The sequence below is a fragment of the Geobacter anodireducens genome (assembly GCA_001628815.1).
In the GTDB taxonomy this organism is placed as follows: Bacteria; Desulfobacterota; Desulfuromonadia; order Geobacterales; family Geobacteraceae; genus Geobacter; species Geobacter anodireducens.
Genome location: CP014963.1, coordinates 1,197,089 through 1,213,295, shown reverse-complemented (window position 1 = coordinate 1,213,295; position 16,207 = coordinate 1,197,089). Strand labels below are relative to the sequence as shown.

9 protein-coding genes and 3 pseudogenes are annotated in these 16,207 nt (G+C 56.7%); 8 read left to right on the top strand and 4 right to left on the bottom strand.

Features of this window, described 5'->3' with window-relative positions; translation table 11 throughout:
- Positions 1–83: 83 nt before the first annotated feature.
- The gene (locus A2G06_05550) at positions 84–746 is read left to right on the top strand and encodes a transposase (GenBank protein ID ANA39891.1); all 663 of its coding nucleotides are present in this window, start codon (positions 84–86) and stop codon (positions 744–746) included.
- Between the two features lie 1,521 nt (positions 747–2,267).
- On the opposite strand, the pseudogene A2G06_05545 reads toward A2G06_05550, so the two are convergent.
- Positions 2,268–3,314, bottom strand: a pseudogene (locus tag A2G06_05545) (transposase).
- 187 nt (positions 3,315–3,501) lie between these two features.
- Positions 3,502–3,822: a hypothetical protein gene (locus A2G06_05540; protein ANA39890.1), complete on the bottom strand. Its 321-nt coding sequence runs from the start codon at positions 3,820–3,822 to the stop codon at positions 3,502–3,504.
- 1,537 nt (positions 3,823–5,359) lie between these two features.
- Between A2G06_05540 and A2G06_05535 the strand changes: the two genes are divergently transcribed.
- The 3 genes from A2G06_05535 (at position 5,360) to A2G06_05525 (ending at position 8,829) form a co-directional block, all read left to right on the top strand.
- Entirely contained in the window at positions 5,360–7,237 is a 1,878-nt protein-coding gene (locus tag A2G06_05535) for a cytochrome C (protein ANA39889.1), read from the top strand.
- A 198-nt stretch (positions 7,238–7,435) separates the two neighbouring features.
- Complete coding sequence (locus A2G06_05530) at positions 7,436–8,251, top strand: hypothetical protein (GenBank protein ID ANA39888.1); 816 nt, start codon at positions 7,436–7,438, stop codon at positions 8,249–8,251.
- Positions 8,248–8,829 carry a hypothetical protein gene (locus A2G06_05525; GenBank protein ID ANA39887.1) on the top strand — a complete coding sequence of 194 codons (582 nt, stop codon included), beginning with the start codon at positions 8,248–8,250 and terminating at the stop codon, positions 8,827–8,829. The genes A2G06_05530 and A2G06_05525 overlap by 4 nt, the downstream gene beginning before the upstream one ends.
- A gap of 140 nt (positions 8,830–8,969) precedes the next feature.
- On the opposite strand, the gene A2G06_05520 is transcribed toward A2G06_05525, so the two are convergent.
- Positions 8,970–9,971, bottom strand: coding sequence for a hypothetical protein (locus tag A2G06_05520; protein ANA39886.1), 1,002 nt, complete (start codon positions 9,969–9,971; stop codon positions 8,970–8,972).
- Positions 9,972–10,125: 154 nt separating this feature from the next.
- On the bottom strand, positions 10,126–10,905 hold the full coding sequence (locus A2G06_05515; GenBank protein ANA39885.1) for a hypothetical protein: 780 nt from the start codon (positions 10,903–10,905) through the stop codon (positions 10,126–10,128).
- A gap of 136 nt (positions 10,906–11,041) precedes the next feature.
- Between A2G06_05515 and A2G06_05510 the strand changes: the two are divergent.
- The 4 genes and pseudogenes from A2G06_05510 (at position 11,042) to A2G06_05495 (ending at position 16,195) form a co-directional block, all read left to right on the top strand.
- Positions 11,042–11,554, top strand: a pseudogene (locus A2G06_05510) (tRNA-Thr(GGU) m(6)t(6)A37 methyltransferase TsaA).
- Positions 11,555–11,606: 52 nt separating this feature from the next.
- Positions 11,607–12,913, top strand: a pseudogene (locus tag A2G06_05505) (hypothetical protein).
- A 124-nt stretch (positions 12,914–13,037) separates the two neighbouring features.
- A complete protein-coding gene (locus tag A2G06_05500) occupies positions 13,038–13,703 on the top strand; it encodes an ABC transporter (protein ANA39884.1) in 666 nt (221 codons plus the stop codon).
- Positions 13,700–16,195, top strand: coding sequence for a hypothetical protein (locus A2G06_05495; GenBank protein ANA39883.1), 2,496 nt, complete (start codon positions 13,700–13,702; stop codon positions 16,193–16,195). The genes A2G06_05500 and A2G06_05495 overlap by 4 nt, the downstream gene beginning before the upstream one ends.
- Positions 16,196–16,207: the final 12 nt, after the last annotated feature.

Sequence of the window (16,207 nt, the reverse complement as noted above, 5' to 3'; positions counted from 1 at the left end):
GGGGACAGGAATTCTAGGAATTCTGGGGACACCATACTTAATTACCTATTGACAAGCGCATTAACCATCACTAACTTGCCTCCATGGCCAGAATTGCACGCGTCATAGCAACGGGAATTCCCCATCATGTTACGCAACGGGGCAACCGAAGAATGCCAACATTCTTCAATGATGGGGATTATCGAGCATATATCGCTCTGCTCGGTGAATGGTGCCGGAAATGTGGCGTAGATATCTGGGCGTACTGCCTTATGCCGAACCACGTTCATCTTATTGCTGTCCCAGAAACCGATGACGGCTTGCGTCGCGGGATCGGCGAGGCACACCGGCGATATAGTCGCATGATCAACTTCCGTGAGAACTGGCGCGGCCATCTCTGGCAAGGGCGTTTTGCCTCGTTTCCAATGGATGAATCCTATCTTCTCGCTGCCGCTCGCTATGTAGAAATGAACCCGGTACGCGCCCGCTTGACGCCGAATGCTGCGTTGTGGCCCTGGAGTAGTGCTCGGGCGCACCTTGACCGGATGGACGATGAACTGGTCAAGGTTGCACCTCTATTGGAATTGGTTGGAGACTGGAGTCTGTTTCTTGCCGGAACAGGAGAAGAAGATCAGTTGAACGATATCCGAAAACACGAGCGAACCGGCAGACCTCTTGGAACAGAAGAATTTGTCGAACGCCTGGAATCGGCCCTTGAACGCCCGTTAAAGAAAGGGAAGCCGGGACCAAAAGGTAATGATAGTTAAGTATGGTGTCCCCCGAATTCTGTCAGTATGGTGTCCCCCGAATTCTGTCCCGAATTCTGTCTGGCCCAAACCCATTTCGTTTGTCTTGGCAAATAATATTCCAGAAAATAATTTAAAAACAAAACCATTCTTCAATATCAAGCAGAGTGACAGTCCCTTGATCAATGAATTGACTGGCAGTGATTATGCGACAACAAATCGCGACAGGCTTTTGGCGGAAGCTATACCGGCAAGAACTGCTGCGGCAGGAAGGAATCCGATAATGGACCTTGTTGCAGAACATAATATTGATATGCAAACAAAATTTATTAAATCAATAGGTGGCAATATAGTTTGGCCAAGAACAAATATCCAAAGAAATGACATTTGGCTCCATAGCGATATAGTTGATATATCATATCCATATAATTACACTTTGTTTGATGCCTTCGTTTTCAATGGAGATATAAAATGATCAAGCATTGTTTGATGTCTATATTTGTTATTATATTTTTTAATGGCTGTATTTTGAATAACAATTTAATAAATATAGCAAAATTATCTGTTGAGGTGGTAGACGAATATGGAAATCCCATTAAAAATGCAGCAGTAACTGTTTCATCATATACTGGGGTTGGAGGTAAAAAAGAAAATTCAGTTAATGGTTATACCGATGATAATGGAAAATATTCTGTTACGCTAAGTGGAACTAATGAATACTCTTTGACAGCTACTAAGGATAACTATTATTTCAATGGATTGGGTTATACGTTTAAGAGAGTAAAATTTAAATTTTGGCAGCCATGGAATCCACAAGTCAAAATTGTACTGTATAAAATTGGCAATCTTGTCCCTATGTATGCACGAAACACTGAATACTCAAAAATAGAAATTCCTGTAATTGGAAAGAAGGTTGGTTTTGATCTAATTGAATTCGATTGGGTACCACCGTATGGCAAGGGTGTTTATCCGGATATGATCTTCAAACTGGATAAAGAATATACAGACAGGAATAATTTCAGCAGTAAATTAACTGTTTTATTCCCTAATAAATACGACGGAATACAGTTGTTAGCGCAAAAGCGTAGGATTGGAAGCGGACTTAAGCTGTCACGATCAGCTCCAGAAGAGGGTTATCAATCTGAAATATCACATTTTGTCAAAAAAGCACCAAGTACGTCTTTAAAATCAAGTTTTTGTGAAGATAATAACTATTATTTCCGTATTCGTTCAGAAATTAATACTAATGGGAAACTATTCAGGGCCATGTATGGGAAGATATATGGAGATATCGTCTTTGAACCAAGAGATAAAAAAACAGCAACTATATTATTTAAGTACTTCCTGAACCCTGATTACACCAGAAACATGGAGTTTGATCACAAGCGTAACCTTTTTACTGGTCTGAGTGATATTGAAAGAAATTCGTTGCAATGACATGACTCAGTGACCTCTTTTCATAAACGCGACTAAATATTGCTATGCCTTGAGTGTACAGAGACAGTAATCACCTGACAGTCCGTCCTTGAATGGGTTTCAGATTTACGCTGCCAGATTCGAGTTCTCAGTATCCGATTCTTCGTCCTTTGGCAAGCCTTCTATGAAGGCGGTGTACGGCGTTCTGCCGTTCATGTTGCGTCCCTGGTGCGGGCGTTCATGGTTGTAGTGCCGGAAATAGTCGTCCAGATCGGCCTGCATCTCCTCGATAGATTCGTACCACTTGGTGCGTCCCATGACCCTGAAATGCTCGTCCAGCAGGGTCTTGTGAAGCCGTTCGACGAACCGTTGCTCTGGGGCCGCCGGACCTTGGTGGTACGATGCTCGATCTCTTCAAGCTGCAGGAACAGCTCGTAGGGATGGTTGTCCGGCCTGCCACAGAATTCCCGGCCGTTGTCGCTCAGGATGGTGTTGATCCTGGCGTTGTGCTCCTCAAAGAACGGTAGCACGTCTTCGTTGAGAACATGCACGGCGGTTAGGGGCAGCTTGTTAGTGTAGAGCCTGCCCCAGGCATAGCGGGAATAGCAGTCGATCACCGACTGCAGGTAGATCTTGCCGACGCCCTTGAGAGTGCCGACAAAGAAGGTGTCCACGGCCACCAGATCGCCGGTATGTTTCGTCTCGATATGCCGCTCTCGGAACCCCGGGCTGAAACGCTCCAAGAGCCGAATCTGTTCGTCGGAAAGTTCGAAAGATTGTTCTCTGACACTCTTTTCGAGCCGGAGCATACGTTCCTGCTTCGTCAACAGGCTGTGCCGACTCCAGACACCCCGCACGCCGCCAGAACTGACCTGAATCCCTTTCAGGGACAGTTCCTGAGAAACCCGTAACGGCCCATGACCGGGGTGGTTCAGGCAGTGCTCCAGAATCGCTGTTTCCACTGCCTCATCGACCCGGTTAGGATGCGGTCCCTTGGCACCGGGCAGGCGGTCGAGCAAACCGACGGCACCATAGGTCTGATAGTTGCGCCGGATCTCGTAGAACTGCTGCCGTGAATAGCCCATCCTTGCATGCCTTGCTGACGTTGGCAAGTTCTCCGGCAAGGTCTAGCAAACTGAGCTTTCTTCGTGCTACTTTCTCTGCGGTGGTCATACCGTTCCTCCTTGATGGAAAGATGTTGTCTGAGCAACTTCATCTTTAATCCATTCAAGGGCGGTATGGCCACCCCTTATAAACGGCCAAGTGTCTGGTGATTACCAGCACTACACATCCGGGGGTTTTACCCCCCCAGCCCCCACACCACCCGGCATGCGGGTCCGCACCGGGCGGTTCGACGAAGTTACCGGGCCGTGGCCGGGTAATGGATCTTCACCCACAGTTCTTTGACAGATACGAGTCCTTGATCCTTCAGCCACTGGTTGGTCATACCGTGCTGGGCGGCCAGCCTGCGGGACATGGCCCACGGGCCGTTGCGGTTCAGCCCTGCTCTGATGGATGTGCCAAGCTGCACACCCAGTCTGAGCAGGTTCCGAATCTTGGTGCGGCACCACCGCCACTGCTTCCAGTAGCACAGCCGCACCCGCCGCCGTATCCAGCCGTCGATCTCCGGGATGTCACGGCAGCTGTTACCAGAGGCCGCGCCAGCAAACATCGCTAGCATGTGGAGCAGGTCTCCCCGGATAAGAACGTGAACTGTGGCTACACAACCGCAGCATTTACCTTGGCATCCTGAATCCGTGGGACTTCGTCATGTTGTGCTGACTTGCCCGGATACCCCGGCCTTGTATGCTGTTTCTGTTCGTCGGCTCATAGCTTTGCGCTCGGGCTTCCTTCAGACCCCTCCTCGCGGAGGCGCCCTTGCCGTCGGCTAGTACTTTGGTACCCTGTCTCGAGACAGTGTTGGATTCTACGTACAGGGGACTTGCACCCCATTAGTTCACGCCCATGCCGGGCGTACACCAGGAAGATGCACCTGACCTAAAATCCGTCAGGTGATCTCCCGACCCGTTGAACAGCAGAGGAATCATGAATGAAAACAGCTTGTATTAACGAAGTTTTCAGGAGATAAAATGGAAAACATGAAGATTTTGGTAGCCGTACTTATCTTATTAATGTGCTCTATGATGGGATGTGGTAGTGGGGGTGAGACTTCAGACCCGATAAATACTTTCGAGCCACTTCCACCGGGAGCCTCAGCCTCCAGTCCCAATGTACTTGAAAGCATTGAAGCAACATCGACAGGTGGTGAAGCAATCGTAACTTTAGCATTTCGAGATTCATACACAGGCCAACTAAGTAGTTTTGCTGTCTTAAATCCGGCCCGTGTTGTAGTCGATTTACCGAATACAGACAACGGGATGGGTCAAACCTCTTTAACCTTTTATCAGGCCGATTTGCGTAGCTGCAACGTGTGGCATGTGGCAGATCGGATTCGGGTGGTCTTTAATTTATTACGAATGCAACCTTATAATGTTTCTATTGAAGACAGATATATAACGATAACCTTTGCACCGGCTCAAGAACAGCAAGTAGAGAATTAGAAACGGGAAATATACGGTCGTTCAGTTGTAGCTCTGACACCGTTGTCATTCTCTTCGCAAGCACATGCTGCCTGTGTATATGTTGCCTATCGTTTCCAGAGCCGTTGTTCAACAGGTGGCGGCACGCAGCCGGCGCGATAAACCTGCGCCGCTGGTGCGCCCCCGGCCCGTTGGACGAAATCAAAATGCCAAAGGATTTAAGATGAAGTTGCTGGGCATATTAGCAGATGCCGCAGGGTATTGTTTTCTAACAGCCTTCATAATTATGATCCTTGTCGGTTACGCACATGGAGGAAAGTATCGCATGTCACCGTGGGACCCCGCCCTACTGAATGAAATAACACCCACAGGAAAAAATGGTTGTTTGTTGCTGCTAGCTTGGGCCTTTTGTCAATCATACTCGCAGTGGCTTCGATGGTTCTAAGCTGAAAAACCAGGCCGAGAATTCCGGGGACAAAGAATTCCGGGGACACCTTATCAAAGAATTCCGGAGAATTCCGGGGACACCTTATTTAATTGTAAATGAGATACGTAAGGTGCCCCCGAAATTTAAGAGACCCCATTAGTCCCCTGTAAGATTCTCCTTGTTTACCCTCCTGCAGAAGATATACTTCTATGGTTAATTCTTCACAACTCCGAGGAAGAAAGGATTACCAGATGAAGGCGATGATTGCAGCAGTACTGTTGTTAAGTGCCGGGGCTGCCTGGGGGGGTGATGCAACCTCCGGCTGCGTGATCTGCCATGGTGACAGGGTTTCTCTCAGGGAGCAGGGGGCTGAGGCCATGTATCTCGATCCTGAACAGGTCGATCGCGAAGTCGGGATGAACGGAAAACCGACCTGCGTGGACTGTCACCTCGGTGATCCAAAAGCCCGGGACAAGGTTTCAGCCCATAAGGGCATGCTGGCTCCTTTTCTGGTAGCTGCAGGTAAAACCCTTAAGGGACAGGCAGTTCCCCGTGCTGCAGTTGGGGCTCTTCAGCCGTTGGTGCCGAAGGGGGACGGCATGAACAGTATGATTCCAAATGGTGATCCCCAAAAATTGGAAGCTGCCGGGATCAAGCGGATAGTCGGCATCCAATGGCATGACCGTGATCCCGATACGATGGCCTATGCACCGAAAGTGGCGGAGCAGACCTGCGGCAAGTGCCATGAAAGGACCGTGAAGGACTATAACCGTTCCGCAAAGGGATTGACCAAGAACCAACGGGCGTTCCGCGATTGGACTGAGAAACAGCCCGGACCACAAAACTGCGGTATGTGGCCCGGTCAGAACGAGGAACTGATTCGCAGTCGGACGGCAATTCCCTATACTGCGGCGATGAATGGGGCCATGGAGCGGTCATGCAATATGTGTCATGCTTCGTGCAACGACTGCCATTTCAAGCCGGTTGCCGGCAAGGGAACCCATGCGTTTGGCAAGCCGGATACTCCCAGCTGTTATGGTGAGGGAAGGGGTAGTATCTGCCACGCCGGGCCCATGGATCGTCGCCGCGGAGCCGGCTACGTGCGTGGCGAGTATGCATTCCCGGCGAATCTGCCCCAAGGCGCCCATGTCAAGGCCGGTCTGGAATGCCTTGATTGTCACAAGCCAGTCAACCACCAATTCGGGCATTTGGCCGCTGATGATGCCCGAAATGCCTGCAAAAAATGTCATGCTGCTATTGTTAAGGCGGTGGCTGCCTCAAAACACAGAAAGGTCGACTGCACATCATGCCATATTACGGTTTCCGGGGCATATCAGTATACATTCTGGGGACAGGGGCATTACTACGGGGTGGAGACCCCCTATGGTAAACACAAGGAATACTACGGTACCCGAGATCTGCCCACCATTATCAAAAATCCTGCCGGCCGCTGGATTCCGGTCAAGCCATATCCCATGGCGGTGTTGAATCAAACCAAGGAATTAGGGCCGACCGGACTGCTGTTCCGTGCTATTCCCAAGCGTTCCGTGCCGGGTAACCCAAAGATCGGCGAACCGCTGACATTCGAAGTCTCACGGAAAGCCACCGATGTGAATGATGCCTATATTGTGGTGGGAACTCGCAAGGACCTGGCGTCGGGCAACAACGCAGTTCTCTGGATTCAGATGGATAAACTAAGCCATGCCATGGGCAAGCCTCGCAATTGCGGAAGCTGTCATGACAGCAGTGCTCAGGTCGGTAAGTCGGAGTGGAGTTTCTTTGAAGATCGTGACGTAACCAAACCATTTGCGGGGAGTTATACAATTGTTGCCGATAATAACGGAATCCGTTTCACTGACGTGAGGTGGGAGCAGCCGAGTCTGGCACCAAACCGTAAACTTGAGGATTTCGCCCCGTTTGCTGTGTTGCCGGCCACTGCCTGGGACGTGGCGGGAATAAACTTTGCCATTCCCTATAACAAGAAGCGGACCGATGCGGCACGTGATGAACTCGGGCGCTTTCTGGCAGAGCTGGAAAAGAAAGGTGACAGCTCCAAAACCGCTGAGCTTCGCATGATTGCTTATCATAACCTGGCGATGGCGAAAAAGATGCTGAAGACTATGAAATAAATAGTGTTTTGTGGTGGACGAAGAAGGCCGCGTCCCTTTCGGAGCGGCCTTCTTTTGTGGATACTCATCACGAGAGGAATGCTGAGTTCCGGAGTTCCGGGGACACCATACCTAATTCAAGAGAGATGAGTATGGTGTCCCCAAGAATTCCAAGAATTCCCCCAGAGTTCCCCAGAATTCTGCCGCCGAGAGGAAATAATGATGAAGCTGCTTGCCCGCACTATTTTCTTGAGCTTAGCACTACTATTCGCCAGTTGCGGAGACAGGAACCATTCTTCCGAGTTCATGGTGTCTGGACACGTGGCCGAACTCCAATTCAACACGGCCCCTTCGGGGGCACAGGACAACGTGGTTGCCAAGGCAGCGTTCGCCAACTTTAGCGGGGCAGTCGTAGAGGCATTCTTGGTAGACGACTATGGAAACAAGAAAGAAGGTTCTCTCGGGACAGCGGTGTGCGATTCTTTCGGGACCTATCGGATGACTCTGCCGGCGGAGACCAGGAAGGCTGGCGTACTCGTTATCGGTGTCATGCTGGATGACCCGACTAGTGCTATGCGTGCCTTCGTCACAGGTCCAATTGTTGACATCGACCCAGTATCCGAGTACGTGTTCCGAGACACGATACGACTTGGACATCCTCTTGGACAGGTGCCTGCCTCTGACCTTGTTGCTCACACCGAGTCTGTCCGATTCTCCATCCAAGAGATCAGCTTCGATCAAGCCGAAACCCTGTCGGATGCCCTTGTGGCAATTTACAGACTCTGCAATCCGCCGCTTTTGGGCTATAGCGAGCTATCGGTCCAAGCTGTGGCTGACGCGATTACGCGCTACCTCGAGCTTCGCCCCAATTCAGCAGACACCGTGGAGGGGATCAGATGCTGGTGGATAGATTGGGGGATGTACCAAGGATCGGACGTAACAACTCAGATAGCCTTGGAGCTTCTTGAGCAGCAGGGCGTGGTAGAGCAACTGGCAATCGGGAACCGAATCTATTGGCGGAAGAAACGGGCATGAGACTGGCCGTTTCTCTCAGCCCTGCATTCATAATAGCCGCGATGTGCTTCTCGGCCTCTGTTTGTCCAGGGGTCCGTGCCGAGGATTCGGCCACCTATGAATGGACGGATGACCAGGGGACGGTTACGTTTTCCGACAATCCGGCGCGCATTCCGGACAACCAGAGGAAACGGATCAAAAGGAGGGCGGCCATCACAGGAGAAGCGTCACAGGCGGTGATTGAGCAGAAGACCACCCCTGTCAAAAAGCAGCAGCCGCAGAGGGTGGAAAGCTATGGCGGTCATGGCGAGGGCTGGTGGCGGCAACAATTTTCCAACACCCGGGCGGAGATAGCGCAAACCAGGGCCGACCTGGAAACCAAGCGGCAGAACCTCAAAACCCTCCATTACAAAATGGCCGTAAGCAACGCCACGACCCAGGGCATTTTCGGCAATCCCAGGGAAAACCGTAACAATTACCGGGCCGCGCACGATGATATCCGCGAGGGCGAAAAACAGCTCGAGGCTCTGGAGCAGAAACTCGTCGACCTGGAAGGTGAGGCGGCACGCCATGGAGTCCCGTTTGAATGGCGCAGATGATGCCGCAAGGGAATGTGTGCCCCTGCCCTCAGGGGGATGCTGTTAACGTGCTGTGTCCAGGAGTGTACGTATGTATCTGAATAAAGATAACTCCCTGACACTATCGACGAGGCTTCATCGAAATCGGGGAATTCTTCTGGTTATTGCTGGAGGTGGGGCAGGTATTCGACAATCAACTCTTCGACCATATTTGCCTGCAGGATGTCTCTTTGGCGCTTCATGGGGTCCCGATCAGGCTGTTCAGCCATCCATCGTTTGAACCTGACAAAGGCAGCCGGAGAAATAGTGTTCATCCTTGCCATGTGGCCGGTCGTGGCAACGATCATCGCGGAAAAACGCGGCCCATCGAGAAGCAAACCAGCATTCCGGGCCGGTACGGCATAGAACTCATCATCCTCGTCAGTCAGCCGCAGCGGGTGGGGATCACCGTCTTTCGGCTCCCTTCGGATGATATCGACTTCAAAACCCTTGCTGTTGACGGCCGTGTATTTCTGGTCGTCGCGAATCCTGAAGGTGGGATCTACCTTCTGTATCAGCTTCAGCATCGATGTACCCATGGTGGTCATCTGCGTGATAAAGCTCAAACGCTTTCGGGTATCCAGAAGAAGGTCAATGTCCTGGGTTGCCAATGCTGCCGCTTCTCCAAAACCAACGCCCGCGGCAGCTTCATAGGCGTAGAGAGAATGGGTGCCAATAACCGTGAAATATTCCGAAAGCCCTACTTTTACGAGCTTGTTCAGTATGTCGATGAGTATACGAGGCGCCCGGCCGACAAAGAGCGCCCGGTTCATCCGCTGTTGTCGCTCAAGTGCGCTGGTAAGATCTGCGAGCCTTTGCTCGGCTTCAGCTTTTCTGGCAGTGAAATTCCGGTAAATCTGCTCCGTCTTCTCAGAGCGAGGACCAATACTTTTTTGAGCGTTGCCGGGGGACGTCCGGATCAGGTATTCCGTTTCGCCCTGTCTCTTCCAATACATGCCTCCGCGTACTTCGGAAGCAGCTTTTCGGGCATCTTCCCAAGCCGTGAACGTTGCTTGAGCGTCGATATATTGACGTCTGGCATCTTCACCTATATCAATCCAATGATACTTTTTCCGTATTTTTTTCATATTTAAAGTTTTATACGGAAAACAATTTATATTCAAGCAGATAATTCTATTGAAGCAGTAAAGCTCTTTCCCTCATACAACCAGTCTACGTTGAAAGAAGTGCACCCACTGCGCTGATGATCTGTTGCGCCTTGCTCACAGGTCATCGGCAGAACCGTTATCGCAGACCACCGTCCCTCGGATCACTTTTCTACTTCCCGCATTTCGTCGTTGCGTCGAACAGAGCTCCTGCCTCCTGAAGATCGGCGCACCTGACCGGATCGAAGCTCTCCCCCAATCTGTTGGTTGCCGTGTCATAGATCGACACGGAGTGAAACCTGGATTGCCGTAAATCCGCTCCCGTGAAATCCGCTCCCTTCAGTTTCGCATCCCTGAGCATTGTGCCGTTGAACGTTGCCCCTCGAAAGGTGGCCCCTTCAAGGTCCAGGGAACCGAGATCGGTTGACGAAAGATCGGCAAAGGAGAAGTTTGCCCCCCTCAGCACGGTACCGCTGAGATTGGCATACTTGAGCTTGGCCCCCGAGAAATTCGCATTGGTCAGGTTTGCCTGGCTGAAGTTGCCCTTTTCGACGTTCACCTTGCGCATGTCGGCACCCGACAGGTTCGTGCCAATGAACTTCGAATGATGAATGTATGCCCCGCTGCAGTGTGCCGAAGTCATGTCGGCCTTATTGAATATCGCCTCATCCAGGCTTGCACCGTCCATGTGAACGCCGGTCAGGTTTGCGCCGGTAAAGTTGCACTCGCCACAGTCATCAATTGCGGCGGCACGCAGGTCTGACCCGGTGAAGTCGGATTCGTCCAGCTTTATTCCCTTGAGATCAACCCCCTTCAAGTCTGCGCTCACAAAATCGCAATGTTCGCACTCTCCGAGTGATTTGGCGCGTTCGATCACCAGGGGGTCGAACGCGTGGGTCGTAGCAGTGCTCAAAAGACCGAATGCAACCGTTATCGCCAGCTTGGTGAACATGGGGAGCCTCCTTGGAAGTGGAATAAAACCGTTACCATTATATCATCTGCACACGGCAAGCCGGGGGATGCCTGATAATAAGCACCCTGTCCCGCCCCATTGCACTTTGCAGCGATCGCAACTACAATCACCCCCCATGACCAGCGACTCCCTGTTCACCTATCGCCCCATCGGCATCCTGCGCTCCCCCTATGCCCGCCGGATTGACGCGCCCCATCAGGGCACGGTGGTGGAGGGGACGGAAACCGGGGAGCCGGCGCTTGCCACCCTGGAGCTTCACGAGTGGCTGGACGAGAGCGCGATCCGGGACCTGGGCGGCTTCGGCAGGCTGTGGCTCATCTTTGCCTTTCATCTGAGCGAGGGCTGGAAAAGCCGGGTCAAACCGCCGCGGGGCGGGCCGAAACGGGGCGTCCTGGCCACCCGGGCCCCCCACCGGCCCAATGCCATCGGCCTGTCGGCGGTGGAACTGGTGGCCGTGGATGGCCGGACGCTCCACCTGCGGGGGGTGGATCTCCTGGACGGCACCCCCGTGCTGGACATCAAACCCTACGTCCCCTACGCGGATGCCTTTCCCGACGCCAGAGCCGGCTGGATCGACGAAGTTGACGCGGAGCAGGGCCGCCGCTCCGCGCCGGGGCCGCAAACCCCGCTAGCCGCCCTTCCCTTGCCAAAGGCGGGCTTTCGGCTACCATTACAGAACTATGAGTCACTGGTATCCCCGCGAATTCGCGGCCCACATCTGCCGGCAGTTGAAAACCGAGGTCCCGGAACGGCCCCGGGAGGACTGCCCCGGCTGCTCGATCCTGTCCGTGCTCATCTCCACCTGTTACCAGGCGAGCCTGATGCGGGAGGAGGAGCGCCAGGTCCGCTTCCGCCTGATCTTCCGCGAACCCGAACGGTTCCCGGCGGGCCAGGATCCTCCGGACGGCCTGCACCGCATGGTTTTCCTGGAACCGCGCCCCTGCACCGAGGATGAGCTGCGCCGCCTCTCGCCGGCGATCAGCTTCGACCGCGCCATGATCGGGGTGAACCTGAATGTCGCCGGGGAGCTGCAGATCTGGGGCGTGGTTCACTCGGGCACCCGCTGGATGCAGGCGATCCACGGGGGCACCCAATTGATCAACCCGGTGCCCGACTCGCTCATCGTGTTCGTGACCGGGCCGGGACGAATCAGCGTCTCGGTGGGATCGACCATGATCGCCGGCCTGCGGGGCGGCCAGGTAGTCAGCATGGCGCGGGAGGTCTTCGCCGCCTCATGGCTCCGGGCGATATTCGCCACCCACCGGGACGAGTTGTGGGACCTGCACCAGGATGCGCGCCAGAAGTCCGGCGACATCTGGCCTCCCATTGACCCGGAATTCCCGGTCATCCTCGGCCAGAACCTGCTCCGCCGGGTCATCAGCCTGATGCGCAGCTATCGCCACGGCGGCACCCTGCTGATCATCCCCAGCGAGCGGACCGATGAGCTGAAACAGGCCAACCCCTACCTGAACATCAAGTACCCGTTTCTGACCGACATCGGCCGGCGGCGGATCTTCCCCCACATCGTCGGATCATGAACGAATTCGCCCGGGTGGCCAGCAGGTCGCAGCGGGAGTGCAGACCCCTGGGGTGGGACGAATACCTGGCCCTCAGCGATCCGGTCCTGACCCGGATGGACGAGACCCTGTTCGAGCTGGCCCACTTCGTTGCCGACCTCTCCCTGGTGGACGGGGCAGTGGTGCTGAACCGGCGGTTCGAGGTGCTCGGGTTCGGGGCGGAGATTTCCGGCGGGCTGGAGAACGTGACCCGGTTGCAGGTAGCCCTGGATATCGAGGGAGAGACCCGGCAGCCCGAGGCGGTCAAGGGGCGGGGAACCCGCCACCGGTCGGCCTACCGACTCTGCAACGCCCTGCACGATGCCCTGGCCATCGTGATCTCCCAGGACGGCCAGGTGCTGTTCGTCCACTGGCATGACGGCGCCGTGACCTGCTGGGACCAGGTGGCCACCAGCCTGCTCGACTTCTGATTCATTCACGCGGGAAGGTTATTCCCGTCATCCGCAGATCCCCAAAAGCGTTCACCCGCGCCGGCGCCCCATTTCCGCCGGCACGGTTGTCCCCCAACGCCCCTGCTGGTATGATGAACAGGCCATGATCATCGAAGCCCGCGACCTATCAAAAACCTACACCGTCGGCGACCGCCGCATCCAGGTCCTCGACAGGGTCTCACTGGCCGTGGGGCCGGGGGAATTCCTGGTCATCGAAGGGGAAAGCGGCAGCGGCAAGAGCACCCTGCTCTCGCTCCTGTCGGGGCTCGACCGTCCCGATTCGGGCCGAGTCATCATCGAGGGGCGCGACATCACCGACCTCTCCGAGGACGATCTGGCCCCCCTGCGCAACGAAACCTTCGGCTTCGTGTTCCAGTCGTTCCACCTGGTGCCGTCCCTGTCGACCCTGGAGAACGTCATGTTCCCGGCTGAGCTGCGGGGGGACGGGGCGGCCCGGGAAAAAGCCGAGGCGCTCCTGGCCCGGGTGGGGCTCACGGGACGGGCCGCGAGCCTGCCTCACCAGCTCTCCGGGGGCGAAAGGCAGCGCTGCGCCATCTGCCGGGCCCTGGTGAACGACCCGCGCATCATCTTCGCGGACGAGCCCACCGGCAACCTGGATTCGGTGAACGGCCGGGGGATTCTCGACATCCTGCTGGAGCTGCACCGGGAGCGGCGGACAACGCTTGTCCTGGTGACCCACAGCCCCGAGATCGCCCGCACCGCCGACCGGGTGGTGCGGCTCCACGACGGCCGGATTCAGGCCCCATGACCCTCCACGGCCGCCTCCTCCGCCGCCAGCTCGCCACCTCGCGCCGCCAGTCGGCCATCTTCGTCCTCTGCGTGGCCCTTTCCATCGTTACCCTGGTCTCCCTGGCCGGCTTCGGCCGCAGCGTCCACAGCTCCATGCTGCGGGACGCCCGGGCACTCCACGGGGGAGACGTGATCGTGGAGTCCCGCTCGCCCCTGTCGCCGGGGCTCACGGCGGCGGTGGACCGGGTCATCGCGGCGGGCAGGGCCCAGGGCTCCCGCATCAACGAGTTCTACTCCATCATCCGCCCGGCAGGGCGGGAGGAATCCCTCCTGGCCCACATCAAGGCGGTGGAGCCGGGCTACCCCTTCTACGGCACCGTGGATCTGGCCTCGGGCCGCCCCTTCCGGCAGGTGCTGGCGCCGGGCCGGGCCATTGCCGAGCAGACCCTGCTGGACCGGCTCGGCCTCCGGGTGGGAGACCGGCTCCGGCTGGGGGACGCCACCCTGACCGTTGCCGACGTGGTCACCCAGGAGCCGGATCGGCCCGTGAACGTCTTTTCCCTGGGGCCCCGCCTCTTCGTGGCCGCCGCCGATCTCCCCTCCCTGGGGCTGGTGGGCCAGGGGAGCCGGGTGAGCCACACCATCCTCCTGAAGGTGGCGAACCCCAGGGAGACCGACCGGATCGCCGCTGAGCTGCGGGCCTCGGCCCTGCGCGACCGGGAGCGGGTCGACACCTACCGCACCGCCCAGTCGGGGGTAAAGCGCTTCTTCGACAACTTCCTCTTCTTCCTGAACCTGATCGGCATCTTCACCCTGCTCCTGGCCGGCATCGGCATCCAGAGCTCCCTGGCCGCCTACCTGGCCGAGCAGCGGCCATCCATCGCCGTGATGAAGGCCCTGGGGGCCACGGGCCGCTTTCTGGTGGTCCACTACGTGGCCGTGGCCTCGGTGCTGGGAATCGTGGGGACGGCGCTGGGGATCGGGGCGAGCTTCCTCCTCCAGGGGGTCTTGCCGGAGCTGTTCCGGGGGCTGTTGCCGGCCACGGTGGAGTTCCGCATCGCGGCCCCGGCCGTGGCAGAGGGGCTCGTGCTCGGCTTTTTGACCGTGACCCTCTTCACCCTCCTTCCGCTCTGGCAGTTGCGGGCGGTGAAGCCCCGGGCCATCCTGGGCAAGGAGGAGCCGGCGGTGCGCAGCCGCGCGGTCTGGGTCACGACGGGAGCCGTGGTCCTCTTCTTCCTGGCCATGGTTCTCTGGAAGGTGGAGGAGCCCCGGAGCGGCGTCAACTTCGTGCTGGGGGTGGGGGGGCTGATCCTCCTGTCCCTTGCCTGCACCGAGGCGGTGCTGCGGCTCCTGCGCAGGGCGCGGCCCCGGCGGCTCGCAGCGCGCCAGGCATTGCGGGGGCTCTTCCGCCCCCGCAATGCCACCCGGCCCATCATCGTCACCCTCACGGCTGCCCTGGCGGTGATCTTCGCCATCACCCTGGTGGAGCGGAACCTGGATGCCTCCTACATCCGCTCCTATCCCCCGGATGCGCCGAACCTGTTCTTCATCGACATCCAGCCGGGCCAGAAGGAGGATTTCAGCCATGCCCTGGGGATGCCGGCCCTGTTCCACGCCATTGTCCGGGGGACCGTGACCGCCATCAACGGCCGGCCGGTCGACCGGGAGGCGGAGCGGCGCAAGCGGGGGGACAACCTGTCCCGCGAATTCAACCTGACCTACCGGGACAGCCTGCTGGAGGACGAGCGGATCGTCGAGGGAAAGAGCCTGTTCCGCCCCGACTGGCAGGGGGTCCAGGTATCGGTCCTGGACACGGTGGTGGAGATGAGCCCCATGGCGGTGGGCGACGTGATCACCTTCCGGGTGCAGGGGGTGCCGATCGAGGCCCGGATCTCCAGCATCCGCACCCGGACCAGGGCCGCGGTGCAGCCCTATTTCTACTTCGTGTTCCAGCCCAGTGTGCTCAGGGATGCCCCCCAGACCCTCTTCACCGCGGTGCGGGTGGAAAAGCCGGGCATAGCGCAGCTCCAGAACCGGATCGCGGCCCGCTTCCCCAACGTGAGCATCTTTGACCTGACCGAGACCGTGGCGGTCTTTGCCCGGGTCATGGGGCGGCTCTCGGTCATCGTCCGCTTCTTCACCCTGTTCAGCGTGGTGGCCGGGGCCCTGATCATCGTCAGCTCAGTCATCGCCACCCGGCAGGCCCGGTTGCGGGAAGCGGTCTTCTTCACCATTCTGGGGGCCCGGGGCAGGTTCGTCCTGTCGGTTTTCACCATGGAGAACCTGATCATCGGCGGGGTAAGCGGATTCCTGGCCCTGGGGCTCGCCCAGGCGGCCAGCTGGATCGTCTGCACCCGGGTCCTGGACGTATCCTGGCAGGCCTTCCCGGCCGTGAGCGCCGCCCTGGTGGCGGCAACGGTGGCGCTGGTGGTGGCCGTGGGGCTCGGGGCGTCCCTGTCCATCATCAGGAAAAAGCCGGTGGTTTTCCTGCGGGAGCAGGCCGAGGAGTAGCGGCGCCGTCGG

Bases quoted from the DNA above. Each gene is read 5' to 3' on its own strand.
- A2G06_05550 (ANA39891.1), top strand. From the start codon at position 84: ATGGCCAGAATTGCACGCGTCATAGCAACGGGAATTCCCCATCATGTT.
- A2G06_05540 (ANA39890.1), bottom strand. From the start codon at position 3,822: ATGCTAGCGATGTTTGCTGGCGCGGCCTCTGGTAACAGCTGCCGTGAC.
- A2G06_05535 (ANA39889.1), top strand. From the start codon at position 5,360: ATGAAGGCGATGATTGCAGCAGTACTGTTGTTAAGTGCCGGGGCTGCC.
- A2G06_05530 (ANA39888.1), top strand. From the start codon at position 7,436: ATGATGAAGCTGCTTGCCCGCACTATTTTCTTGAGCTTAGCACTACTA.
- A2G06_05525 (ANA39887.1), top strand. From the start codon at position 8,248: ATGAGACTGGCCGTTTCTCTCAGCCCTGCATTCATAATAGCCGCGATG.
- A2G06_05515 (ANA39885.1), bottom strand. From the start codon at position 10,905: ATGTTCACCAAGCTGGCGATAACGGTTGCATTCGGTCTTTTGAGCACT.
- A2G06_05500 (ANA39884.1), top strand. From the start codon at position 13,038: ATGATCATCGAAGCCCGCGACCTATCAAAAACCTACACCGTCGGCGAC.
- A2G06_05495 (ANA39883.1), top strand. From the start codon at position 13,700: ATGACCCTCCACGGCCGCCTCCTCCGCCGCCAGCTCGCCACCTCGCGC.